The organism is Nostoc sp. CCY0012 (genome assembly GCF_963920855.1).
In the GTDB taxonomy this organism is placed as follows: Bacteria; Cyanobacteriota; Cyanobacteriia; order Cyanobacteriales; family Nostocaceae; genus Cyanocohniella.
In genome coordinates, this window is the sequence record NZ_CAWUDM010000103.1 from 1 (window position 1) to 19,139 (window position 19,139).

The 19,139-nt window shown below is 47.3% G+C and carries 14 protein-coding genes and 9 pseudogenes; 13 read left to right on the forward strand and 10 right to left on the reverse strand.

Annotated features, from left to right (window positions below):
* Positions 1 to 241 precede the first annotated feature (241 nt).
* Complete coding sequence (locus ACM0OS_RS22935) at positions 242 to 1,030, reverse strand: AraC family transcriptional regulator N-terminal domain-containing protein (protein WP_414545510.1); 789 nt, start codon at positions 1,028 to 1,030, stop codon at positions 242 to 244.
* Between ACM0OS_RS22935 and ACM0OS_RS22940 the strand changes: the two genes are divergently transcribed.
* From ACM0OS_RS22940 to ACM0OS_RS22990, 11 genes are all read left to right on the forward strand, one after another.
* Positions 959 to 1,255, forward strand: a complete 297-nt coding sequence (locus ACM0OS_RS22940) for a hypothetical protein (protein ID WP_414545511.1) — start codon at positions 959 to 961, stop codon at positions 1,253 to 1,255. The two genes, ACM0OS_RS22935 and ACM0OS_RS22940, sit on opposite strands and share 72 nt — an antisense overlap.
* A gap of 172 nt (positions 1,256 to 1,427) precedes the next feature.
* The gene (locus tag ACM0OS_RS22945; RefSeq protein WP_414545498.1) at positions 1,428 to 1,934 is read left to right on the forward strand and encodes a carboxymuconolactone decarboxylase family protein; all 507 of its coding nucleotides are present in this window, start codon (positions 1,428 to 1,430) and stop codon (positions 1,932 to 1,934) included.
* A 64-nt stretch (positions 1,935 to 1,998) separates the two neighbouring features.
* Complete coding sequence (locus tag ACM0OS_RS22950) at positions 1,999 to 2,739, forward strand: SDR family oxidoreductase (protein WP_414545499.1); 741 nt, start codon at positions 1,999 to 2,001, stop codon at positions 2,737 to 2,739.
* Between the two features lie 402 nt (positions 2,740 to 3,141).
* Positions 3,142 to 3,810, forward strand: coding sequence for a TetR/AcrR family transcriptional regulator (locus tag ACM0OS_RS22955; RefSeq protein ID WP_414545500.1), 669 nt, complete (start codon positions 3,142 to 3,144; stop codon positions 3,808 to 3,810).
* Positions 3,811 to 3,892: 82 nt separating this feature from the next.
* Entirely contained in the window at positions 3,893 to 4,879 is a 987-nt protein-coding gene (locus ACM0OS_RS22960) for a lysostaphin resistance A-like protein (RefSeq protein ID WP_414545501.1), read from the forward strand.
* Between the two features lie 121 nt (positions 4,880 to 5,000).
* Entirely contained in the window at positions 5,001 to 5,810 is an 810-nt protein-coding gene (locus ACM0OS_RS22965) for a CPBP family intramembrane glutamic endopeptidase (protein ID WP_414545502.1), read from the forward strand.
* Positions 5,811 to 6,262: 452 nt separating this feature from the next.
* The gene (locus ACM0OS_RS22970) at positions 6,263 to 6,640 is read left to right on the forward strand and encodes a hypothetical protein (RefSeq protein ID WP_414545503.1); all 378 of its coding nucleotides are present in this window, start codon (positions 6,263 to 6,265) and stop codon (positions 6,638 to 6,640) included.
* 12 nt (positions 6,641 to 6,652) lie between these two features.
* Positions 6,653 to 6,925: a DUF302 domain-containing protein gene (locus tag ACM0OS_RS22975; RefSeq protein ID WP_414545504.1), complete on the forward strand. Its 273-nt coding sequence runs from the start codon at positions 6,653 to 6,655 to the stop codon at positions 6,923 to 6,925.
* A gap of 197 nt (positions 6,926 to 7,122) precedes the next feature.
* A complete protein-coding gene (locus ACM0OS_RS22980; RefSeq protein WP_414545505.1) occupies positions 7,123 to 7,488 on the forward strand; it encodes a hypothetical protein in 366 nt (121 codons plus the stop codon).
* 193 nt (positions 7,489 to 7,681) lie between these two features.
* Positions 7,682 to 9,916, forward strand: coding sequence for a prolyl oligopeptidase family serine peptidase (locus tag ACM0OS_RS22985; RefSeq protein ID WP_414545506.1), 2,235 nt, complete (start codon positions 7,682 to 7,684; stop codon positions 9,914 to 9,916).
* 263 nt (positions 9,917 to 10,179) lie between these two features.
* A complete protein-coding gene (locus tag ACM0OS_RS22990; protein WP_414545507.1) occupies positions 10,180 to 11,715 on the forward strand; it encodes an alpha/beta hydrolase in 1,536 nt (511 codons plus the stop codon).
* Positions 11,716 to 12,016: 301 nt separating this feature from the next.
* Here ACM0OS_RS22990 and ACM0OS_RS22995 read toward each other — a convergent pair.
* The 3 pseudogenes from ACM0OS_RS22995 to ACM0OS_RS23005 form a co-directional block, all read right to left on the reverse strand.
* A pseudogene (locus ACM0OS_RS22995) lies at positions 12,017 to 12,370 on the reverse strand (transposase); the annotation flags it as partial.
* A 12-nt stretch (positions 12,371 to 12,382) separates the two neighbouring features.
* Positions 12,383 to 12,998, reverse strand: a pseudogene (locus ACM0OS_RS23000) (transposase); the annotation flags it as partial.
* Positions 12,999 to 13,182: 184 nt separating this feature from the next.
* Positions 13,183 to 13,699 (reverse strand): annotated as a pseudogene (locus ACM0OS_RS23005) (transposase); the annotation flags it as partial.
* Between the two features lie 73 nt (positions 13,700 to 13,772).
* Here ACM0OS_RS23005 and ACM0OS_RS23010 point away from each other — a divergent pair.
* Positions 13,773 to 14,715: pseudogene (locus tag ACM0OS_RS23010) on the forward strand (IS5 family transposase).
* A 54-nt stretch (positions 14,716 to 14,769) separates the two neighbouring features.
* On the opposite strand, the pseudogene ACM0OS_RS23015 reads toward ACM0OS_RS23010, so the two are convergent.
* The 6 genes and pseudogenes from ACM0OS_RS23015 to ACM0OS_RS23040 all read right to left on the reverse strand — a co-directional run.
* Positions 14,770 to 14,989, reverse strand: a pseudogene (locus ACM0OS_RS23015) (transposase); the annotation flags it as partial.
* 112 nt (positions 14,990 to 15,101) lie between these two features.
* Positions 15,102 to 15,812, reverse strand: a complete 711-nt coding sequence (locus ACM0OS_RS23020; RefSeq protein ID WP_414545508.1) for a cysteine hydrolase family protein — start codon at positions 15,810 to 15,812, stop codon at positions 15,102 to 15,104.
* A 286-nt stretch (positions 15,813 to 16,098) separates the two neighbouring features.
* A pseudogene (locus ACM0OS_RS23025) lies at positions 16,099 to 16,215 on the reverse strand (flagellar assembly protein H); the annotation flags it as partial.
* Positions 16,216 to 16,250: 35 nt separating this feature from the next.
* A pseudogene (locus tag ACM0OS_RS23030) lies at positions 16,251 to 16,562 on the reverse strand (IS4 family transposase); the annotation flags it as partial.
* Positions 16,563 to 16,587: 25 nt separating this feature from the next.
* A pseudogene (locus ACM0OS_RS23035) lies at positions 16,588 to 17,303 on the reverse strand (IS1 family transposase).
* A 54-nt stretch (positions 17,304 to 17,357) separates the two neighbouring features.
* Positions 17,358 to 18,593 (reverse strand): cytochrome P450, encoded by a 1,236-nt coding sequence (locus tag ACM0OS_RS23040; RefSeq protein WP_414545509.1) that lies wholly within the window; start codon positions 18,591 to 18,593, stop codon positions 17,358 to 17,360.
* A gap of 105 nt (positions 18,594 to 18,698) precedes the next feature.
* Between ACM0OS_RS23040 and ACM0OS_RS23045 the strand changes: the two are divergent.
* Positions 18,699 to 19,010, forward strand: a pseudogene (locus ACM0OS_RS23045) (IS66 family transposase); the annotation flags it as partial.
* Positions 19,011 to 19,139 lie beyond the last annotated feature (129 nt).

A 19,139-nucleotide genomic window follows, 5' to 3' on the forward strand; every position in this document is an offset into this window, starting at 1 on the left:
GTGTTACTGTTTTTTCAACTTGAGACTCCAAAAAGTTTTCTGCACCACTAAGGTAAGAAACTCAGTTAAGAAAAATTTGATAATTTCGCTCAATACCTTTACCTATAAGGCTTGAAGCCGCCAGTGCATCGCAACTTCCTTGCTCGGTCGTACCAAGGGCGATCGCATAGAGAAAAATAAAAAGTAAACAAAGTAAATCGTTTCATTCTTTGCAAATAAAGCTCAGCGATAATCTATTCACTCAAACAGATCGAAACCGTTCAATATCTCGGATGGGAGGCGCACCAAACATGCGGGAATATTCTCGACTGAACTGCGAGGTACTTTCATAACCAACTCGATAAGCAGCCTGAGTGGCATCGATCGCCTCGGCAAGCATCATTTGACGAGCATTCATCAGTCTCAGATGTTTTTGATATTGCAACGGACTCATTGAGGTGACTGCCTTAAAGTGGCGATGAAATGATGCTGTAGACATATTCGCTTGTTCAGCTAGTTCCTCAACCCGCAACGGTTGGGCAAACTCTGCTTTGATGTGTTTGATCAATTCTGCAATGCGCTGCATGTTGCTGCCAGAGGTGGCAACCTGACGAACAGCTTCCTCTTGTTCATCGGTGAGTAGACGGTAATAGATTTCGCGGATAATCATAGGAGCGAGAAACGGAATATCCTGCGGTGTATCTAAAAGTTTTGTCAGTCGAATAGCGCAATCAATCAAGGATGGACTGGCCTCACTAACGCACAAGCCTCTTACAGAGTTTTCTTTCCTATCGATATCTGGATTTGTTTGAACAATAATTTCACAGAGTTGGGCTGGATCTAGGTTCAGCTTTAAGCCGAGATAGGGGTGATCGGGTGTTACCTCGATCATGCAAACGCTCATTGGCAAATCCACCGACGTTACCAAATATTGAGCGACACCATATTGAAAGATTTCCTGAGCGAGCGATAATTTCTTTTGCCCCTGTGCCACGATACCGAGCAGTGGTTCGCTGACATCCTCTATGGTTCTGGAAGTATTGCATCGCACGAAGACGAGAGAATCGATCGCGGTTGGATAATATCCATTTCTCGCACTGTTCGTATGCTGCTCGATGAGTGCCGCCAATTCTGCACATTTTGCGATCGCCAATTGCCTTTGCATTGGCAAAATCTCTCCATTAGTAGAAGCGGCGATCGCAACTTTATGGGTCAGTGTCTTGCTCGTCATGTTGGTTCCCTGACTGATAGAACACCTTTCATGCTCGCATTATAGGAGACATTTTCCCTAAACCAAGCCTTGCTTGAGAGAATCAGGCAATCATCTGCAAGGTTTGTGTATTTGGGCAAAGGCGGATTCAGCCTACGATGACCTCATGAGGATGTTTTTGTTCCCCAGTACAAAAGAGTTATCAATTCGCTAGCGATTCTTCAAACATGAGGTTTTTATGAAAGTTGCGATCGCACCATCTCGACAGACTGTGTATTGGAGAAAAGTCATCAACAAAATAATTCCTGCCTTGGGATGCATTTTTATTACGCTACTCGTTGTGTTTCTACCTGCTCTCACTACTGCACAAACTCAACCAGAACAGAGCCGTCGTGAGCAAGGCAGCCGAGTCATCAATAAGCTAACTGGCAGGGCAGGGCAACCCGTGCTCAACGCCCTACGTCAGAATTTCCCATTTCTTGCAGATGCGATTGTAGACTATTCGCTCGGTGAAGTTTGGTCACGTCAAGGGTTAGATGATCGCACCCGTCAGCTTGCTACTGTTGCCGCCTTTGCCGCCGCTGGAAATCTACCACAATTGAAGATCCATGCAGGCTATGCACTCCGACTTGGCGTAACGCAAGACGAACTTAAAGAAATCATTTATCTAACCACAGTAACGGCTGGTTTTCCGCGCTCGATTGATGCAGCACAAGCAATGGAGGAAGTCTTCACCGTGCAATAAAAACGTCTCAGCACTACAAAACAAGTTCGCTCCATAACCGCAAAATAACCAGAAGATAAGACTCATGACGACAAATAAAAACACCCAAAAAGTGGTAATGATTACAGGTGCAAGTAGCGGCATTGGTGAAGCAACTGCCAGATTACTTGCTCACAAAGGTCTACGAGTTGTGTTGGGCGCACGGCGTACCGATCGCCTCGAAGCGATCGCCTCCGAAATCCGTGAGAAAGGGGGCGTAGCAGAATATCGCGCCCTGGATGTAACTAACCTCGAAGACATGCAAGCCATTGTTGAGTTTGCAAAAAATAAGTTTGGTCATCTGGATGTCGTGGTCAACAATGCAGGTATCATGCCACTCGCTAAATTAGAGGCATTAAAGATCGACGAATGGAACCGCATGATTGATGTCAATATTCGCGGTGTCCTCCACGGTATCGCTGCTGCCCTCCCTGTCTTCAAGCAGCAACAGTCTGGACAGTTTGTAAATATCTCCTCCATTGGTGGGCATATCGTCTATCCGACAGCCGCCGTGTACTGTGCAACCAAGTTTGCCGTCTGGGCAATCTCTGAGGGACTGCGGCAGGAATCGACGGATATCCGGGTTACGATCATCTCGCCCGGAGTCACCCAATCTGAACTCCCCAGCACAACCACCGACGCTGAAGCAGTGCAGTGGTTAGAGGAATTTCGTGGAGCCGTGATTCCACCCGATGCGATCGCTCGTGCCATTGCCTTCGCGATCGAGCAGCCCCCAGATGTAGATGTTAATGAAATCATTGTTCGACCGCTTGGGCAGCCCAGTTAAATATTATGCCCAGTTAGTTGCCCAAAGAGTAGAGGAGGGAGTAGGCATGGTGTAGAGCGACAAATTATTTGACCGCAGGGACAAATTAGAAGTCAAATTTTTCATATCTGCAAGCTTTACTAAAAAGGTACTTGTTTTTTAGGGTTTGTGATATAAGTTTGTAGAAATCTCTACAACAGCCAATTTAGAAGGATTTAGATTGATGACAAATAATATGTCGCTCTAGTCAAATAATTTGTCGTTCCACAATTTAATTACCTAATCCTTGTCATATTATCACAATCTTGCACAGAAGCATCAGTCCTAAGTTCAATAACACTGTCGACAAAGCTACCTCTTACGACTGATGTCATTAAATGTCAATTTGACATTTAATGACAAATATTGAAAGAAAAGACGGCTATGAAAAGTGATGGTGATAGCGACACGACCAACGCTCGCAGACCAAGGGGGATGAGTGAGCAGCGGCATCAGCGAATACGTCTGGAGATTTCGCGGGAGGCGGCGCGTTTGTTCTGGGAACAGGGTGTCGCTGCCACGAGTGGTGAGCAAATCGCAAACGCGGTAGGAATCTCGGTGCGTACCCTCTGGCGGTACTTCCGTAACAAGGAGAGCTGTGCTGAACCTGTCTTGGCGCAGGATGTCGAGGAGTGTGTGGCGGTGCTGCGCCGCTGGCCTCGGGAAGTCTCTCTTGAAGATCACCTCCTTGAATGGGCAACGAACCGAACCAAAGATGTCGAGCAGCAAGCCTACGACGAGGCTGTCATCAAGATGACCGTGCTGGCTGAAAAAGAGCCGGATCTTCGCGCCGCCTGGCTAATGACCCACGATCGAATTGAGCGAGAACTGGTCGAGATCATCGCGGATCGCCTGCGCCGCCCATCTGATGATATTGAGGTGCGGTTGCACGCGGCTGTCACCACCGCAGTTTTGCGCGTCATTAGCGAAGATGTCAGCACCGCCCTCATGTCGGGAGCCGATCGTGCCTCCATCGGCAACCCCATCAGGCATATAGCCCAAGCTGTGCGCGTAGCCACTGGCGGAGCCGTCGGTGATCCCGTTGATCCCTAAAAACAATCGCAACGGCAACTACAGCCCAATTCGAGCAGCCCGATTCGAGCAATACATACACGCACGAGCAAAGGAGACGAAGATGAGGATCAAAGCAATCACAGGACATCAGGGAATCGGAACGGAAGTGAAAGACACGATTTACGTGGAGGCTGCCGGGTGGGGGAAGTATCGGTGGTGGCGGTATGTTCTGGGGTTGATGATCATCCTCTTTGCATGGATGGTCGCCGCCAACGTCGCCAGCGCACTCGTTGCGCTCGCGCTCGGCGGTCAGGAGGGTGTCGCAGCCTTTAGTCAGTTGGATTACGCGGCGTTTGGTCCCGTATGGAGCTTCGTCATAGTCATGGCGGGTTTTCCGGTGTTCCTCGCGGGAATTCTGATCGCCGTCACCCTCATCCACCAGCGTCATCCTAGGACGCTCATCACGGCAAGGGAGAAGATCAGTTGGCGGCGCGTCGGTCATGGCTTCGTAGCTGGGTTCGTACCCTGGGTACTGCTAGGCGGGCTGGGGCAGTACCTCCTCTACCCCGATAGCTTCTCCTTCAACTCCGACCTCAAAACGTTCGCGCTCTTTGTGCCGATCGCACTGGTTCTCACCGCGATCCAGACCACCACCGAGGAGCTTTTCTTTCGCGGATACATTGTGCAGGGTGCAAGCCTGATTTGGAGTAACCGTGTCTTTCTGGCGATCGTGTCGGCTGTGATCTTTACCCTGCCGCACGCCACCAATCCAGAGTCACAGGAGGGTGGCTTGATTGGGATGTTCCTCGGACTCTTCGTCGGCACGGGTCTGCTGTTTGCGATCGTTTCATTGATTGACGGCACCACCGAGCTTGCCATCGGCGCACACTTCGCCAACAACATCGCGTACTTTCTCTTGTTTAACTGGTCTGGAAGCTTCTTCGCCACGCCAGCCCTGTTCAGTATTAGCGAGTACCATGCGAGATTTTACGACATCACATCTCTCGTGCTGATTCCCGTTTTCCTGGTGATCGTTTTCCGCGTGTTCAAACGCGACGAGGCATCCGAACCCATTTCCCAGAGCGATCGCAAGAGTCGGGCGAAATAGTGGGCAATGCTCACCCTACTACTTAAATTTTAGGAGAAATAGGAATGATACTTCAGAATTAGGTGGCGTTAGTCACCAGTTGTCATTATATATCTTGGCATTGTATCTACCCAGTATTCTGATGTCTCTAGAAATTAAATCAATGGCAGTTTTGAAACAATTTGGCATTCTATTTGTGTTGGGCATTGCGGGAATTGCGATGTTTACGATTACGTCGGTTCCATTAGTTGAGCAACAGTTGGCGAAACTGTCTCCAGAAAGACTGGCAAAAGTGCCGCCATTGGGAATTCTAATGCTTCTGCAAGGACTACAGTATGCAATTCTACTGGCAATCAGCATTCTGATCGGAATTGGCTGTGCCTATCGCGTTGGATTACGCTCACATTTGATTGACTACTGGGTACTTCATACCCCTAAGATTCCATATTCTGTCATTGAGATGAAATGGAGCTTGGGTGTGGGTGCAGCGACGACAATCATTGTCCTATTGCTCGATTGGTTGATGCAACCTGCCCTACCTGAAGCACTACGGGCAGCCAATACAGAACCAAATTGGGTGAGTTCACTTACAGCAATGCTTTATGGCGGCATCACTGAGGAAATTCTGATGCGTTGGGGCTTAATGTCGCTGCTTGTTTGGATAGCGTGGAAAGGACTAAAACAAGGCGTTACGTTGCCGAGTCAAGGAATTTATCAAGGTGCAATTGTTCTAGCTGCTTTGGTATTTGGACTACTACACCTGCCAGCGACTGCCGCGATCGTTCCCCTCACTCCAGTTGTGATTATTCGGGCGTTGTTACTCAATGGGATTGCGGGAATCACGTTTGGCTGGCTGTTTTGGCAATATTCGCTAGAAGCTGCAATGTTAGCCCATATCAGCTTTCATGCTTTTGTCTTTGTTCTTAGCGGTTTACTGGCAAGGTTGGCTTAAGTTTTGGAATAGATATCGTAGGGCTAGCACTGCCCACAAAGCTTTACCGTGAAAGGTTTTAAAAAGAAAGGTTTTGAAAATGGTGGGCGATGCCCACTACTTGAATTGATGCTCAACTCTACAGTTTTAAGGTGGTAAATCAAATGATTCAGTGCAAAGATTTTGCGCCTCGGATTACTGAGCGGGGGCCCTTCGGCGGAGCTTCCGATTACGAATCCTTCTCTGATGTTGTTAGTACTGTAAATCAGTGGATCGAAAGTACAACGATACAGGTGATCAATGTTGAAACTGTTGTTCTACCCGATCGGATTGAAGGCACAAGTGATGATGTCTACGGAGTGACGACCAGTAATGCTTTCCACCCAGTGATGATCAGTCAGGGTCTTGCAATCAATTGCTTTCAATGTGTGCGTGTGTGGTACAGAGAATAAGCTTTATTGGAAAGAGAAAAAATGAAACGATTTACTTTGTTTACTTTCCTGTATCTTGCGCTCGGAGTTTGTTTGACGGCGATCGCACTTGGATACCCAAACCTGCCTTCGGGTCTTCAAAGAAGCTTGTTCATCAGTGCAGGAACCTCCTACATTTTTTGTCTTCTCAGCACCTTCCCATTTTGGCGGGAGGAGACGATCCGCTTCTATCGCAGACGGAATTCAGCGGTAATTCTACCCTGGTTGGTGATGGGATTCTATATTGTTGGGATGATCTGGGAGGTTCAGAGTCAGAACTGGACGATGGAAGCCATTTTAGGAGAGTTTTGGCGGCTAATAGCTGTCTTACCGCTTGTAGAACTCATTGTGATTACATGGCGAGTGAATTCTGAACATTAGGGTCTAAATCGGATGGCACGCTCATTAAGACACAGCCCTTGCCCAGGCTGGGAACCCATTCTGGGAGGCTCTGCCTCTTCCCTCATGGTGGCAGAACCAACGATCGCCCTGGATTTACCCCTGAAAGTACTGGCTCATGAAGCGACTTACAGCAAGGTGTGGGTGAGTTACAACGATCCTAATTACTTAAAACAGCGATTTTCTCTCTCGGATGAGTTGGTGAAAAATATCGCTATCATTGCACCTTTAATCAATGAAGCACTTAGTTACGTCGATCATAAATAAGTTGCAGAATTAGCACGCGATGGCGCAAAGCGATCGCACCTTGGCGTTTTTGAAACAGCATTGTAGTAGCAATCAAGTAAGCTAATCAGCATTTAAGTTGCATAAACACAGGGCTGAAGCCCTTACTACAAGCTAACCAGTCTAAAAAAATGAAGGACGATTAGCTTAATGTCAAACTCATCAATTTTACAACACTCATGAAAACATTTGCTTTCCTCCTGGCTCTGCCAATCAGTATCTTAGCTAATTTTTCCTTAAGAGCTTCTGCTGATTCTACTGCTGGCATCATCCTGAGTACACAATGCCAGGGTGGGTACAACATCAATATTTGGCAGAATTATACGAACGGTGAACTGCTTTATCGCGCAACCAGTGCCAACGGTAATTTAAGTTTGGGTAAAGGAACTAACCAAGCAACAGAAGGTGTTCGAGTGTATAAGTTTCGGAATGGAATTTATGAATATTGGGTATGGGATGGCACGTTGGATAACCCGCAGTCTGGAACTTTAGAGGTGTATAAAAACAACCGTATCTTTATGAAACAAGCTTGTAGAAAAAGTTGAATCAATGTAACTAAATGCGACGAAGGTTGGCAGATCGAAGGGTTGCTCAATACCCGGAAGTTAACGCTAGATCGAAGTGATCGAAAGTGCTGAAAGAATTTGATCAAAACAATGTAATTAATTTTGTTTATCTACTTGTGATCGTTTAACCCAGGTAGTTATGGTCAACCATTTTGTTACGTAGGTCAATGACATGTTCAAAACTGCAAAATCACGACAAGAAGTACTGGAATTCAACCTCTTTGGATTTCGACTCTCATTTCAAAAGATAAAGATACCGATGCGCCGCGCCACCCTTTTCGCGATCGCGCTACTCTTTACTACCCATTTCGCCTCCGCTTGCACGGATTCTACAGTAATCATGCCTACAATCACCTATCCTGAAACTAAGCGGGTCGATGTTGTCGAGAAGCATTTCGGGCAGACGATCGCCGACCCCTATCGCTGGCTGGAAAACGATGTTCGCAACGACAAGGAAGTCGCTGCCTGGGTCGAAGACCAGAACAAGGTGACTAACGCTTATCTCAACACGCTACCAAGTCGAGATATCTTCAAGAACCGACTGAAGCAGTTGTACAACTATGAGCGGTTCACCATTCCAGTCAAAAAGGGGGGACAATATTTCTACCTCTATAATTCCGGACTTCAGAGCCAGCGGGTTCTCTATGTCCGGGACAGCGTGGATGGCGTAGGGCGCGTGCTAATCGATCCCAACCGTTGGGCAAAGGACGGGGCAACTGCGCTAGCTGAATGGTCAGCATCCGACGACGGTAAGCGCGTGGTTTATGCGGTGCAGGATGGCGGCAGCGACTGGCGCACGCTCCGGGTGCTGGACGTAAACACGGGCAAGGTGCAGGGCGATGAAGTCAAATGGGTGAGGTTCAGCCCCACCATCGCATGGGCTAAGGACGGCTCCGGCTTTTTCTACGCCCGTTACCCTGAACCGAAGCAGGGCACCGAATCGCAAGCAAGCGTAGCCAACCAGACCGTCTATTTTCACGCGATCGGCACGCCCCAAGCACAGGATCGGCTGGTTTATGCAACTCCAGATCAGCCGACCCTGGGGCATTACTTGAGCATCACCGAAGACGGGCGTTACATTGCGATCGTTTCCACGCCCGCTTCGAGCGGCAACAAACTGACTGTGGTGGATCTCAAGAGCGCCGACTGGAAACCCCGCAAGCTGGTCGATAATCTCGACGATCAATGGCACGTCGTCGGCAATGTGGGGACGAAGTTCTTCCTCATGACCACCAAGGACGCACCGCGGTTCAAGGTGGTGACGATGGACATCGCTGCCGCTGATCCGGCGATCGCGGATGTGGTGCCGGAGCAGGATTCGGTTCTGAGCAATGCGTCCCTGGTCGGCGGACGGTTGTTCACCTCTTATCTGGTCGATGTGCAGACGGAAGTTCAACGCTACACACTTGATGGCAAAGCTGACGGCGTTGTGAAACTGCCCGGCATCGGCACTGCGATCGGCTTTGAGGGCGACCAGAACGACCAGGAAACCTTCTTCGGCTTCACCAGTTTCAACGCCCCAGGCGTGATCTATCGATACGATGTCGCCAGCAATACGGCGCAGGTGTGGGCAAAACCCAAGGTGGCGATCGATCTAAATCGGATCGCGGTCGAACAGCGTTTCTACAACTCGAAGGACGGTACCCGTGTCCCGATGTTTATTGTCCGGCGCAAAGATGTGACCAATGCAGCGCCGACCTTGCTCTATGCGTATGGCGGCTATGCCATAACCGAGCCTCCTGCCTTTTCAGCCGAGCGGCTAGCGTGGGTCGAACAGGGCGGGGTGTTCGCGCACGCCCATATTCGCGGCGGCTCCGAATATGGCAAGGCATGGCACGAAGCGGGTCGTCGTCAGAACAAGCAGAACGTCTTCGATGATTTCATCGCAGCGGGCGAGTATCTGAAAGCACAGAGTATCACGCCCCAAAATGGCTTGGCGATTCAGGGCGGATCGAATGGCGGACTTCTTATCGGTGCAGTGGTCAATCAACGACCGGATCTGTTCGCCGCTGCGTTACCCCAGGTTGGTGTGATGGATATGCTCCGCTTCGACCAGTTCACAGGCGGGAAATTATGGGTAGACGAGTTTGGGTCTCCGGCACAGGAAGCGGATTTCCGTAACCTCTTGAAATATTCGCCTTATCACAACATCCAGTCCGGCAAGGCTTATCCTGCGATCCTCGCCACCACTGCCGACACTGACGATCGCGTGGTGCCGGGACACACCTTCAAATATGTCGCCGCGCTCCAGGCAGCGGATATCGGTGACAAGCGCCACCTTGTCCGCATCGAGACACGCGCGGGACATGGAGCGGGCAAGCCCACGGACAAGATCATTGAGGAAACGGCGGATATGTGGGCTTTTGCCGCTCATTGGACGGGGCTGGATGTGAAGCCAGCGAAGTGATCGCATCAAACAAATCAACATACGTCGAACAGGTGTGTAAGTCCTAACAAACTAATTTACAGTCTGCGCTTTGGTGGGGTCATCAATGACCCCGTTTATACCTGAACCCATCAATAACTAGCTCGAAGGAGTTTATCCCTATGTCTCACATTTTCTCTAACCACAAGCAAGATCGTGACCTACCCACGCACGCCTTAGAGCCAACGGTTCCCGCTAAGAGGAGAACCATGCTTGCTCACAAGCCCCACGTCCGAAGCTCTCTAATGATTGGGGCGGTGATACTGCTTCTTAGTGCCTGCGGCCAGCCCACATTCGGGTACCCCTCAGAGCCAGGAGGAAAGATCCCTGCAAATCTGAAACGCTTCTACGACCAGAAGCTGACCTTCGGCTCGTGCGAGGGCTACGCCACCACGGATGCCGACGCTAAGAACTTCGCCAACGACACTTTCGAATGCGCCCGGCTTGAGGTGCCGCTCGACTACCAGAACCCCCGCGGGCGAACCGCGCAGATTGCACTGCTGCGGGTACCGGCAAAGGGCAAGCCGAGCAAACGAATCGGCTCCCTGCTGCTCAACCCAGGCGGCCCCGGCATGTCCGGGATGAGCTACGCGGCCACGGTGGCAGATGAGTCGGCCGACAGTCCGATCACCAAGCAGTTTGACCTGATCGGGTTCGACCCACGCGGGGTTGCGGCCTCGACACCAGCCCTAGACTGCTTCACCGATGCCGAACGAGAGGCCAACTTGTTGGTCAACCCGATCAACTCCGGGGGCAAGGACTACACCGACCACCAGACCCGTCAGTTGTACCAAAAATGCGCCGAGCGTTCCGGCGGTGAAGACGTGCTGGCTCACGTCGGCACGCGCGATGTCGCCCGCGACATGGACGTACTCCGCGCGGTGCTCGGCGATGACAAGCTCTCCTTTTTTGGCGCCAGCTACGGTACCCGGCTCGGCGCGATCTACGCCGAAACCTTCCCGCAGAACGTGCGGGCCATGGTGCTCGACGGCGCGGTCGACCCCACCACCGGCACCACCGAGCGTAGCCTCGTCCTGTTCGCGGGTTTCCAGCGTGCCTTCGACAACATGGCGGCCTTATGCGCTAAAACCCCGACTTGTCCGCTCGGCACCGATCCCAAGCAAGCTACCGCCGCCTTCCAGCAGCTCGTGCGGCCACTGATTGATAAACCGATCATCACCGCAGACGGACGCAAGGTCACTTACACCGCCGCAATTGGGGGCGTGATCACTGGGCTTTATAACGATGTGAGCTGGCCTGCGGTGATTCTAGGCATCACCGAACTCAAGGCCGGAAGCGGTAAAACCCTGCTGTTCTTGAGCGACATCCGCACCCAGCGCAATGCCGACGGTAGCTATGGCAATGGCAACGAGTCCCTGGTGGCCATTAACTGCCTCGACGAGGAACGCCACACGCCCGAGCAGGAGAGCGCAATGACGCGCGACATTTTCAAGGTTGCGCCCTTCCTAGACACCGGTCGACCCGTCAACGCCCGCGACCTCTGTGAGCATTGGCGCGTGAAACCCACCCTCGGCTACCCCTATGCCCAGAACATAAAAGGACTCCCTAAAACCTTGGTCGTGTCGGCCACCCGCGATCCGGCTACCCCGCACGAGGGCGGCATCAGCCTTGCCAAGACGCTCGGCGCGAGCCTGCTGACCGTCGAGGGCGAACGGCACGGTGTAGCCCTCATCGGCGGCAATGCGTGTATCAACGACATCGTCGCCGACTACCTCATCGGTCTCAAAATCCCCGCAGACGGCGCTCGCTGCGTCCTTTAGGCGCGTTAAGACACTAAAGCAATCGCTTTTCAATGCCTGATGAACTTCTCTGGCTACCGAGTGGTTTACATCGGGGATGTTGACGGAGCCACGGCTTGTGGACGGTTCAGGAAAGTTCTTGAACGGGATTGGGTGAAGGAGTTAAGCATCGACATCCCGCGCTTTCCCGGTATGTACGATTTCCTTATTTTCATATCGCCGGAAGTAACAAGTTTAACCACTCTATCAAGAGTGGTTGATTTTTTAACTTTGTAATTCCATCCCCTGCTCTTTCTTTTGAGCTAACACTTTATCTATAGGATTAGTATTTGATTTTTGAAAATGCTCCGTACATCTGGAGAGACAGAAAATCAAAGGTAGTGTTTTTAATGAACCACTCAAACATCCACTTAAGATGAGAGAATGTTGGGATTAAAGCACAAAAACGTCGCACCCAAGTTTTCGCCTGCAACCAAATATCTTCTATGGGGTTTTGGGAGGGGCAGTTAGGCGCAAAACGAATACAATGAATTTTCCATTGCTCTGGTGTTAAACCTTGATTAATAGATGCTAAAAAATTTTGGATTTCTTTTGAACGATGGTAACTAGCACCATCCCAAAGGATTAGTAATTTTTGGTTAGGAGACTCATTTAATAAAAAACTAAGGTAATCAATACCTTAGCCAAATTACGAGGGTTCAACGCCTGTAGAAACGGTATGAATACGTCCCAGGGAAGTAAGCTTGGCAAAAATTTGCGCTAATAAAATAGGCTCAGGCTTTTGAGGAAGTATTTTTAGCATTTCACGGACATATCGAAAACCACGGTAATAAGCTTTCAGGTCAATAATGCCAGAGCCAGGATTATATTTACGGAAATCAGCGAGAAGATGATGGGATAAATTAACCATGAAGAAGGCAAGATTAGCCGCATTAGTCACAGCAGTTTGGCTCAAATTCATAAAAATCCTCTAAACCCCAAAACTGCTTGGCATCACGAAAATTAAACTCGATTTGGAAACGAAGCTTGTAATAGTCAATAATTTTGTCAGCCGTCAAATCTAAGTCGCTGGAAAATAAAATTACATGGCTACGTGTATTGGCTTTAAGATTAGTTCTGACTAAAATAACTACATTGAGAGACTGGGAAAATTCTTTGTGAAGAAGAGTAGCTTGATAAATATCAGTTTGAATTCCATCTTCAATATCACTTTTACACAAATATTTGTCAGGTAGATTACGGTAGTCTAGTTTTTCCCCGTATTTACGACGAGAACGTTTATTCGAGTCAGGATTTTCATAAGGGTAGGACTTACGCATTGACAGGAAATACCAAATATGTGGTGTAGATTTCAGGTATTAAACCTTGATTTATCGACACTTTTTAGGCGATCGCTATTTATCAAAGGATGATTAATAAAAGCCTGAAACGACGCATTTACGTTAATGCACAAGATAATAAATTTGTACAGTGCGTAAGTCCTAAAGGGATGTATAATGCCGAATCGTAGCGCAGCTTGGAAATTATCTGCAAGTTAACTTGTCGTGCCATCTGCAAAGCATTGTTGTTACCAAAATGTCCATCTACTACCAAGTACGTCAAGGGGATAAAGTTAGCTACTAGCTCGAATAGTGAGTTAATCATCTTTTTAATTAACAATAGTTCAGAAGTTAATATCACTTCAGTTTTGTTTTTCTTTTTCCTGCCTTTTGGTCGTCCCCTTCCACGTTTCTCTTTGGGTTTTACTTTTTTGATTGCTAAGGTGCTATTTATTTGAGTATCACTTTTAATTACCTGTTCTATCGCAATAGGAAATGACTCTTTTCCTGACACACTTACTAATGACAACACGAAGAAATGATAAACCATTAATTGGTTTACTGGCAAGGCTAGAAAAAAATCTATCTACCCCGTAAGTTTGCTGATACAATTTACTGACTACAACTTCATCTCCTGCCAGCAAGTACACATCCTGATCTCGCCACAAATGTTTACGAAAAAACAGGGCGTTGTTGCGTGAATAGACAAAATGGTAAATTTTACCTATCGCCTATGTTCGCTCGCAGCCTAGCTCAAAGATGAAGACGAAAGCCCAGTACAAAGTGAAAAATTGGAACGCTTATGATGCAGCACTAAAGCAACGAGGCAGTATAACTTTCTGGGTGAATGAAGAGATCATAGAGCAGTGGCGTAACCAACAGAAGACAGGTAGAAAGGGTGCTTCCAATTATTACAGTGACGTGGCAATCGCTACAATGGGAACAATTCAATCGGTATTTCATTTACCTGGGCGGCAAGCAGAGGGGTTTTTGGAATCGCTATTCATGCTCATGGGGATTGAGCTACAAGTCCCAGACCACTCCACGTTGTCGCGTCGATTAAGTAAGTTGTCGGTGAAACTACCTGTGGTGCCAAAGGATGAGGCAGTCCATGTAGTGGTGGATTCAACGCTTCGTGAAAGTGTATGGTGAAGGTGAATGGAAGGTGCGTACACATGGGGTTGGCAAACGGCGTACATGGCGCAAGTTGCATCTAGGAGTTGATGAGAAAAGTGGTGAGATTCTAGGCGCGGTGGTAACTACTAATGATGTAGCTGATTGTGAAGTGCTTGCTGACATATTGGAGCAGATTGATCAGCAGGTAGAGCAAGTATCTGGGGATGGTGGCTATGACACATTTGGCTGTGATGACACGATTGCCGAACGAGGAGCAAAAGCGACAATTCCACCTCGTAGCAATGCCAAAATTCAACAATACCCTCACAATCAAGCACAACCGCATCCTAGAGATGAAAACCTGCGCTACTGTAACCAATTGGGACGTAAGCAATGGAAACAACAGAGCGGCTATCATCGGCGTTCTTTGTCCGAAACTGCCATGTTCCGGCTCAAGATCATTTTTGGCGGCAAGTTACGACGACGCTTTTTTGATAATCAAGCTGTCGAGTTATTCCTGCAATGTGCGGCACTTAATCGCATGATCCAGTTAGGCAAGCCGGACACTTATAAAGTGTCCGGCTAATTTCAATTCCCATCGCGGATTGGTTTGTCTTTTTTTCTTTCATGCAACAAAGCCAAAAAACAGCCAAAACAATTTTGCCCAAGGTATGACTGTTGAAAAAAATCTCCCCATTGTCCGATAGCTACTGTGTTCCCCTGTCCAACGGGCAATTCCCCTCATCGTGACTCGACCACTCCGAAGCTAACATTGCCAGGATGATTTGGTTTAATTGCCGCATCGTTGTCGCATTTATCTGCGGTAGCAAGCATTGTAACAATGATAAGATATCGGGCATGGGCGGTCAGTAGTTTTTGAGTTGTCGTTGTGAGAGACAATAACTCTACTACGAAACCCTCTATCTCTTCATGCTCTTATTTTGGCAACGGTATTGTCATATCCAAATATCATTAAGACAACATTGTAGGTAATTCGCTAAAAGAAATTACATATTTCTCTCCAATATTGCGTTTCAATATCTTAATCGCTGCTTCATGATATTCCTGCCCACCGCTAGAAGCACAGGCATCTGATACTACAAATGTTTCAAATCCAGCATCAAATAGTCCCAAAGCTGTAGCCATCACACAAGCATCTGTATCAACCCCACACACTGCAACTGTTGTAATAGCCTCTCTTTGCAGAGCTTGGAGTAGGGCAGGTGACATCATCACAGAAGTAGAAGCATGAGGAAAAAAGAACCGGGATCTAATATTTAGTTGAAGCGGGGCAGGTGACATCGGAGAATATGAAGGCTTATCAAACGTCTTGCTGACAACCCCAATTAAGGCAGAAGAAAGCTCCGTTTCCTGTCCGGATACCATCTCGTTCCAGTTTACTTGACGTGAGAAATTAGGATTCCGGTTAAAAAAGCGAGTTGCCCAAACCTGATGAAACTGACTGGCATGAGCAACCACCTTTGGCACAACCGCTTCACATTCAGGCGTAATCAAAAAGCCATTTTGTAAATCTACCGCTAACAAAATCCCTTTACGTTGGCTTAATGAAGTAGACTGCGCCTGTGCTTTTTTGGCACTGCCAAGCTGGACAGTGGCCAATGCTCCTGTCAAAGTAATAGCACCGTAAAGGACACTTCTTCTATTGATTCTATTTTCTAACATACGAAGCTTGCGAGATTGTCAAGTTGTGGAACTGTGACTGTTTTGAGAGAAGCCAAAGGCAGTGTAACTTATTTTGATACAACGTTTTCTTGGTAATGGTAAATATGTAGTGAGTGAAATGTTCATTTGTGACGCTTTAGCTTGATATGCACCCAAATTGAAGGTCTAATCCCACAAGTTACTGTATTCAGTATTTCCACTACCGTAGAGAAGTAGAGAACAGTAATTCTCTTGTGTATCGAGTTTTTGTGCTTTTTTCAAATAGCTCGTCAAGTTTCTGGGCAAAATCAGCCCGAATAGATTCTAATGATAATTCTGTCGGGTTTAACTTTGTCAAAGTTATAGTTTCTCCTAATAGCCAAGTTGCAAAATCAGGAGAATAAGGTATGGCAACAGAAGTAATTGTGCGAGTAACAGGGTTAACTCATTGGTCACAAGTTAAGGTTGTGATGCAGTTGTCAAGGGGATTTGAGAAGATGGCTGAAAGAAAAATTCTGGTGTGCCTCGTTGTTTATCAGGGAAGGGTGCAACGATGAGCTTCATGTTTGGTTTTCGTTGCCGTTTAACAATACTTAAATCTTGATTTTCTGGCGCAGCGAAATACTTGATAGGGTCAGTTGCCTTACCTTGTTGATGAGCGACATAAAAATGATAAAGACCGCGATAAATCATTTCCAAAGAAATGGAGTCGAAAGGTAGAGAAAGTTCGTCGGCGACAGCATCACCTAAATCAACCAGTACAGCATAAAACGGCGTTGCATAAATGCGGGATGAACTAGCTAAACACGGGTATTTGTCCATACTTTAAGTAATGAAGTAACAAACGAATTGAGTGTTTAAGCATCTCTACTGATTTGGAATAGCACAATGTTTTTCGATGTAAACGTGCCAGATAATAACGTAAGCGTGTGTTTTCTCCTTCAACCCTTGTCATGTAAGTTTTGCTGACGATGTGGTCTCCTGGTTCGATAAAACTCGCGTAAACCTTCCATCCGTCAGTTACATAAAAGTAGCATTGCCAAAGTCGAACAATGTCCCACAAAGGCTGAAATGTTTCTGCACTGTGGTCTCCCAATGCCCAAGCGAGAATGTCTTTACGAAAATGATTTACTGCTGTCCACAGCCAAATTTTGTTTTTTTTGAGCCGACAAAAGTTTCTAATTCATCCAACTCACCTACTGATGGGATTTCTTCGGTGGGTGGAGCATCTGGAAGTTTTGAGCCAACTTGTTTTACCCAGTTAATTACAGTTGTATGATGAACTCCTTTGTCGCGCTCGATGGCTCTAAATCCCATGCCATTTACGTAAGAACGCAAACAGCTTTGCTTGACCTCATCTGGGTAACCTTTTGGCGGGCTATAAACTTCTATAAATTGGCGTTAGCGAAGCGGGGCGGAACGCACGTCGCAATCAACACAAATGTGATTTTGTTTACCTCGACGCTTACCATTTTTTCTAATCCTAGTAGACTTGCAGTATGGACAATGCACAGTAGAACACCTCAATTCATCCCTCTATTATGCAACGCCCACTGTTTCACTCACTTAGTCAAATACAATATAGAGGTGCTTCAGTGTACGCATGAGTATGTTCGGTAAGTACTGGTATCCTTCTTGTGCCAAGCGGATGTTCTTCAACCGTAGCAGCAACCGTTGATAAGCGATGTGCATTTCCTTACGAGCAAGCATAGCACCCAAACAAAAATGAATACCATGACCGAAAGATAAGTGGCTGCTAGCATTATGGCGGCACACATCGAAACGCTCACCCTCTTGAAATTTTCTAGGGTCGTGATTAGCAGCATCAAAGCGAACCATCACTAAAGACCCAGCTTTAAGATCGATGTTTTGGAATTTTGTATCTTGCGTTACAACTCGCCACATTCCTGCTGTCGGACTTGCCATCCGTAAAACTTCTTCAACAAAATTCTCTAGCTGGGAAAAATCTGCTTGTAACAACCGAATCTGCTCTTGATTCTTTGTCAGCAACAACATCCCACTTGCAAGCGCACTGGTGATTGTCTCATTACCTGCCACTAGTATTTGCTGAATTATACTTAGCAGTTCAGCTGTGTCGAGCGATCGTTCTCCAGCCACCTTTGCCTGTACCAAGTCGGTAATCAAATCATCTTGAGGCTGTTTTCGCCGTGACTCTATGACATCACGAAAATAATGCTGGAAGGCAACAACATCTTTAGCACACTCAATCTCCTGCTCTTTAGAGAGTATGTGACCTAGACGTGCAATAAAAGCATCAGACCATTGCTTGAACTTCGGCAGGTCTGCTTGCGACACACCTAATTGTTGAGCAATAATTTTAACAGGTAAGGGTACGGCAAACTCACTTATAAATTCACACTTGCCCTGAGTGATGAAACTGTCAATGAGTTCATCAACAATCTGCTCAATCAAGTCATGCATTTTGTTGACTCGCGACGAGGTAAACGCCTTATTCACTAACGCTCGGTATCGCTCATGTTCTGGCGGGTCTGCTGTGAGCAATGTGTTCATCTCAGGCCAGCCTTGATCTGCGATTTTCTTCAATTCATCATCCTGTTCTTCTTTGCCAGCCAATAAACTAGAGAAATTACTAGAGAATACTTTTGTATCCTTAAGAATTTCCAGCACCAAGTCATAGCGGGTAACGAGAAAAAGCTTGGCATTAGTTCTAGGACTGGGTAGCTCCATAATTGGTGCTTGCTCTTGTGCCAGCTTGTAAAATTCATAAGGACACACAAGCAGTTCTGGGTCAAAGAAGTTGTAGTCCGACAGATGCTTCATGCTTCTAAGCGTGGTTAGTGATGATTTGCTTTATGTCACTGTCAAGTCAAGAACATCATAACAAGTTAAGGACGACTTCTAAACAAGAGTTTATTGAGAAGTGTGATAGTGGAGTATCAACGTCACACCTGCATCTGTGAGTGTTGTGGCAATTTACAAGCTTCCCAGTGGCCGCAGGATATGATTCCTGGACAAGATTTAGGAACGTCGTTACAAGCATTTTTAGGATAGGCAAATAATTATGCACATATGCCTTACGAAAAACAGCAAGAAATGTTGTGGGAACTAGGGCAAATTGATATTGGGTTGGGGACGTTAGTTGCAACCAATGAACGAATACAACAAGTAATAGAACCAAGCATTAGTGAATTAAGCGATTGGATAAAACAGACACAGCCGAACATTCATGTGGATGAAAAAAACGGAAATAGAGACTCAGAAAGCTTGATGTGCAGCGTTGCGTCTCGCATTGCCCTAAAAAGTGACCAACAATCGTTAGAGTCGATGGGCGGTATTATCCGCCGCACCTCTCTGTTCAATCTGGGC

Coding starts and splice junctions, on each gene's coding strand:
- ACM0OS_RS22950 (WP_414545499.1), top strand. CDS start 1,999: ATGACGACAAATAAAAACACCCAAAAAGTGGTAATGATTACAGGTGCA.
- ACM0OS_RS22965 (WP_414545502.1), top strand. CDS start 5,001: ATGTCTCTAGAAATTAAATCAATGGCAGTTTTGAAACAATTTGGCATT.
- ACM0OS_RS22955 (WP_414545500.1), top strand. CDS start 3,142: ATGAAAAGTGATGGTGATAGCGACACGACCAACGCTCGCAGACCAAGG.
- ACM0OS_RS22975 (WP_414545504.1), top strand. CDS start 6,653: ATGGCACGCTCATTAAGACACAGCCCTTGCCCAGGCTGGGAACCCATT.
- ACM0OS_RS23040 (WP_414545509.1), bottom strand. CDS start 18,593: ATGAAGCATCTGTCGGACTACAACTTCTTTGACCCAGAACTGCTTGTG.
- ACM0OS_RS22960 (WP_414545501.1), top strand. CDS start 3,893: ATGAGGATCAAAGCAATCACAGGACATCAGGGAATCGGAACGGAAGTG.
- ACM0OS_RS22990 (WP_414545507.1), top strand. CDS start 10,180: ATGATTGGGGCGGTGATACTGCTTCTTAGTGCCTGCGGCCAGCCCACA.
- ACM0OS_RS22985 (WP_414545506.1), top strand. CDS start 7,682: ATGTTCAAAACTGCAAAATCACGACAAGAAGTACTGGAATTCAACCTC.
- ACM0OS_RS22945 (WP_414545498.1), top strand. CDS start 1,428: ATGAAAGTTGCGATCGCACCATCTCGACAGACTGTGTATTGGAGAAAA.
- ACM0OS_RS23020 (WP_414545508.1), bottom strand. CDS start 15,812: ATGTTAGAAAATAGAATCAATAGAAGAAGTGTCCTTTACGGTGCTATT.
- ACM0OS_RS22980 (WP_414545505.1), top strand. CDS start 7,123: ATGAAAACATTTGCTTTCCTCCTGGCTCTGCCAATCAGTATCTTAGCT.
- ACM0OS_RS22970 (WP_414545503.1), top strand. CDS start 6,263: ATGAAACGATTTACTTTGTTTACTTTCCTGTATCTTGCGCTCGGAGTT.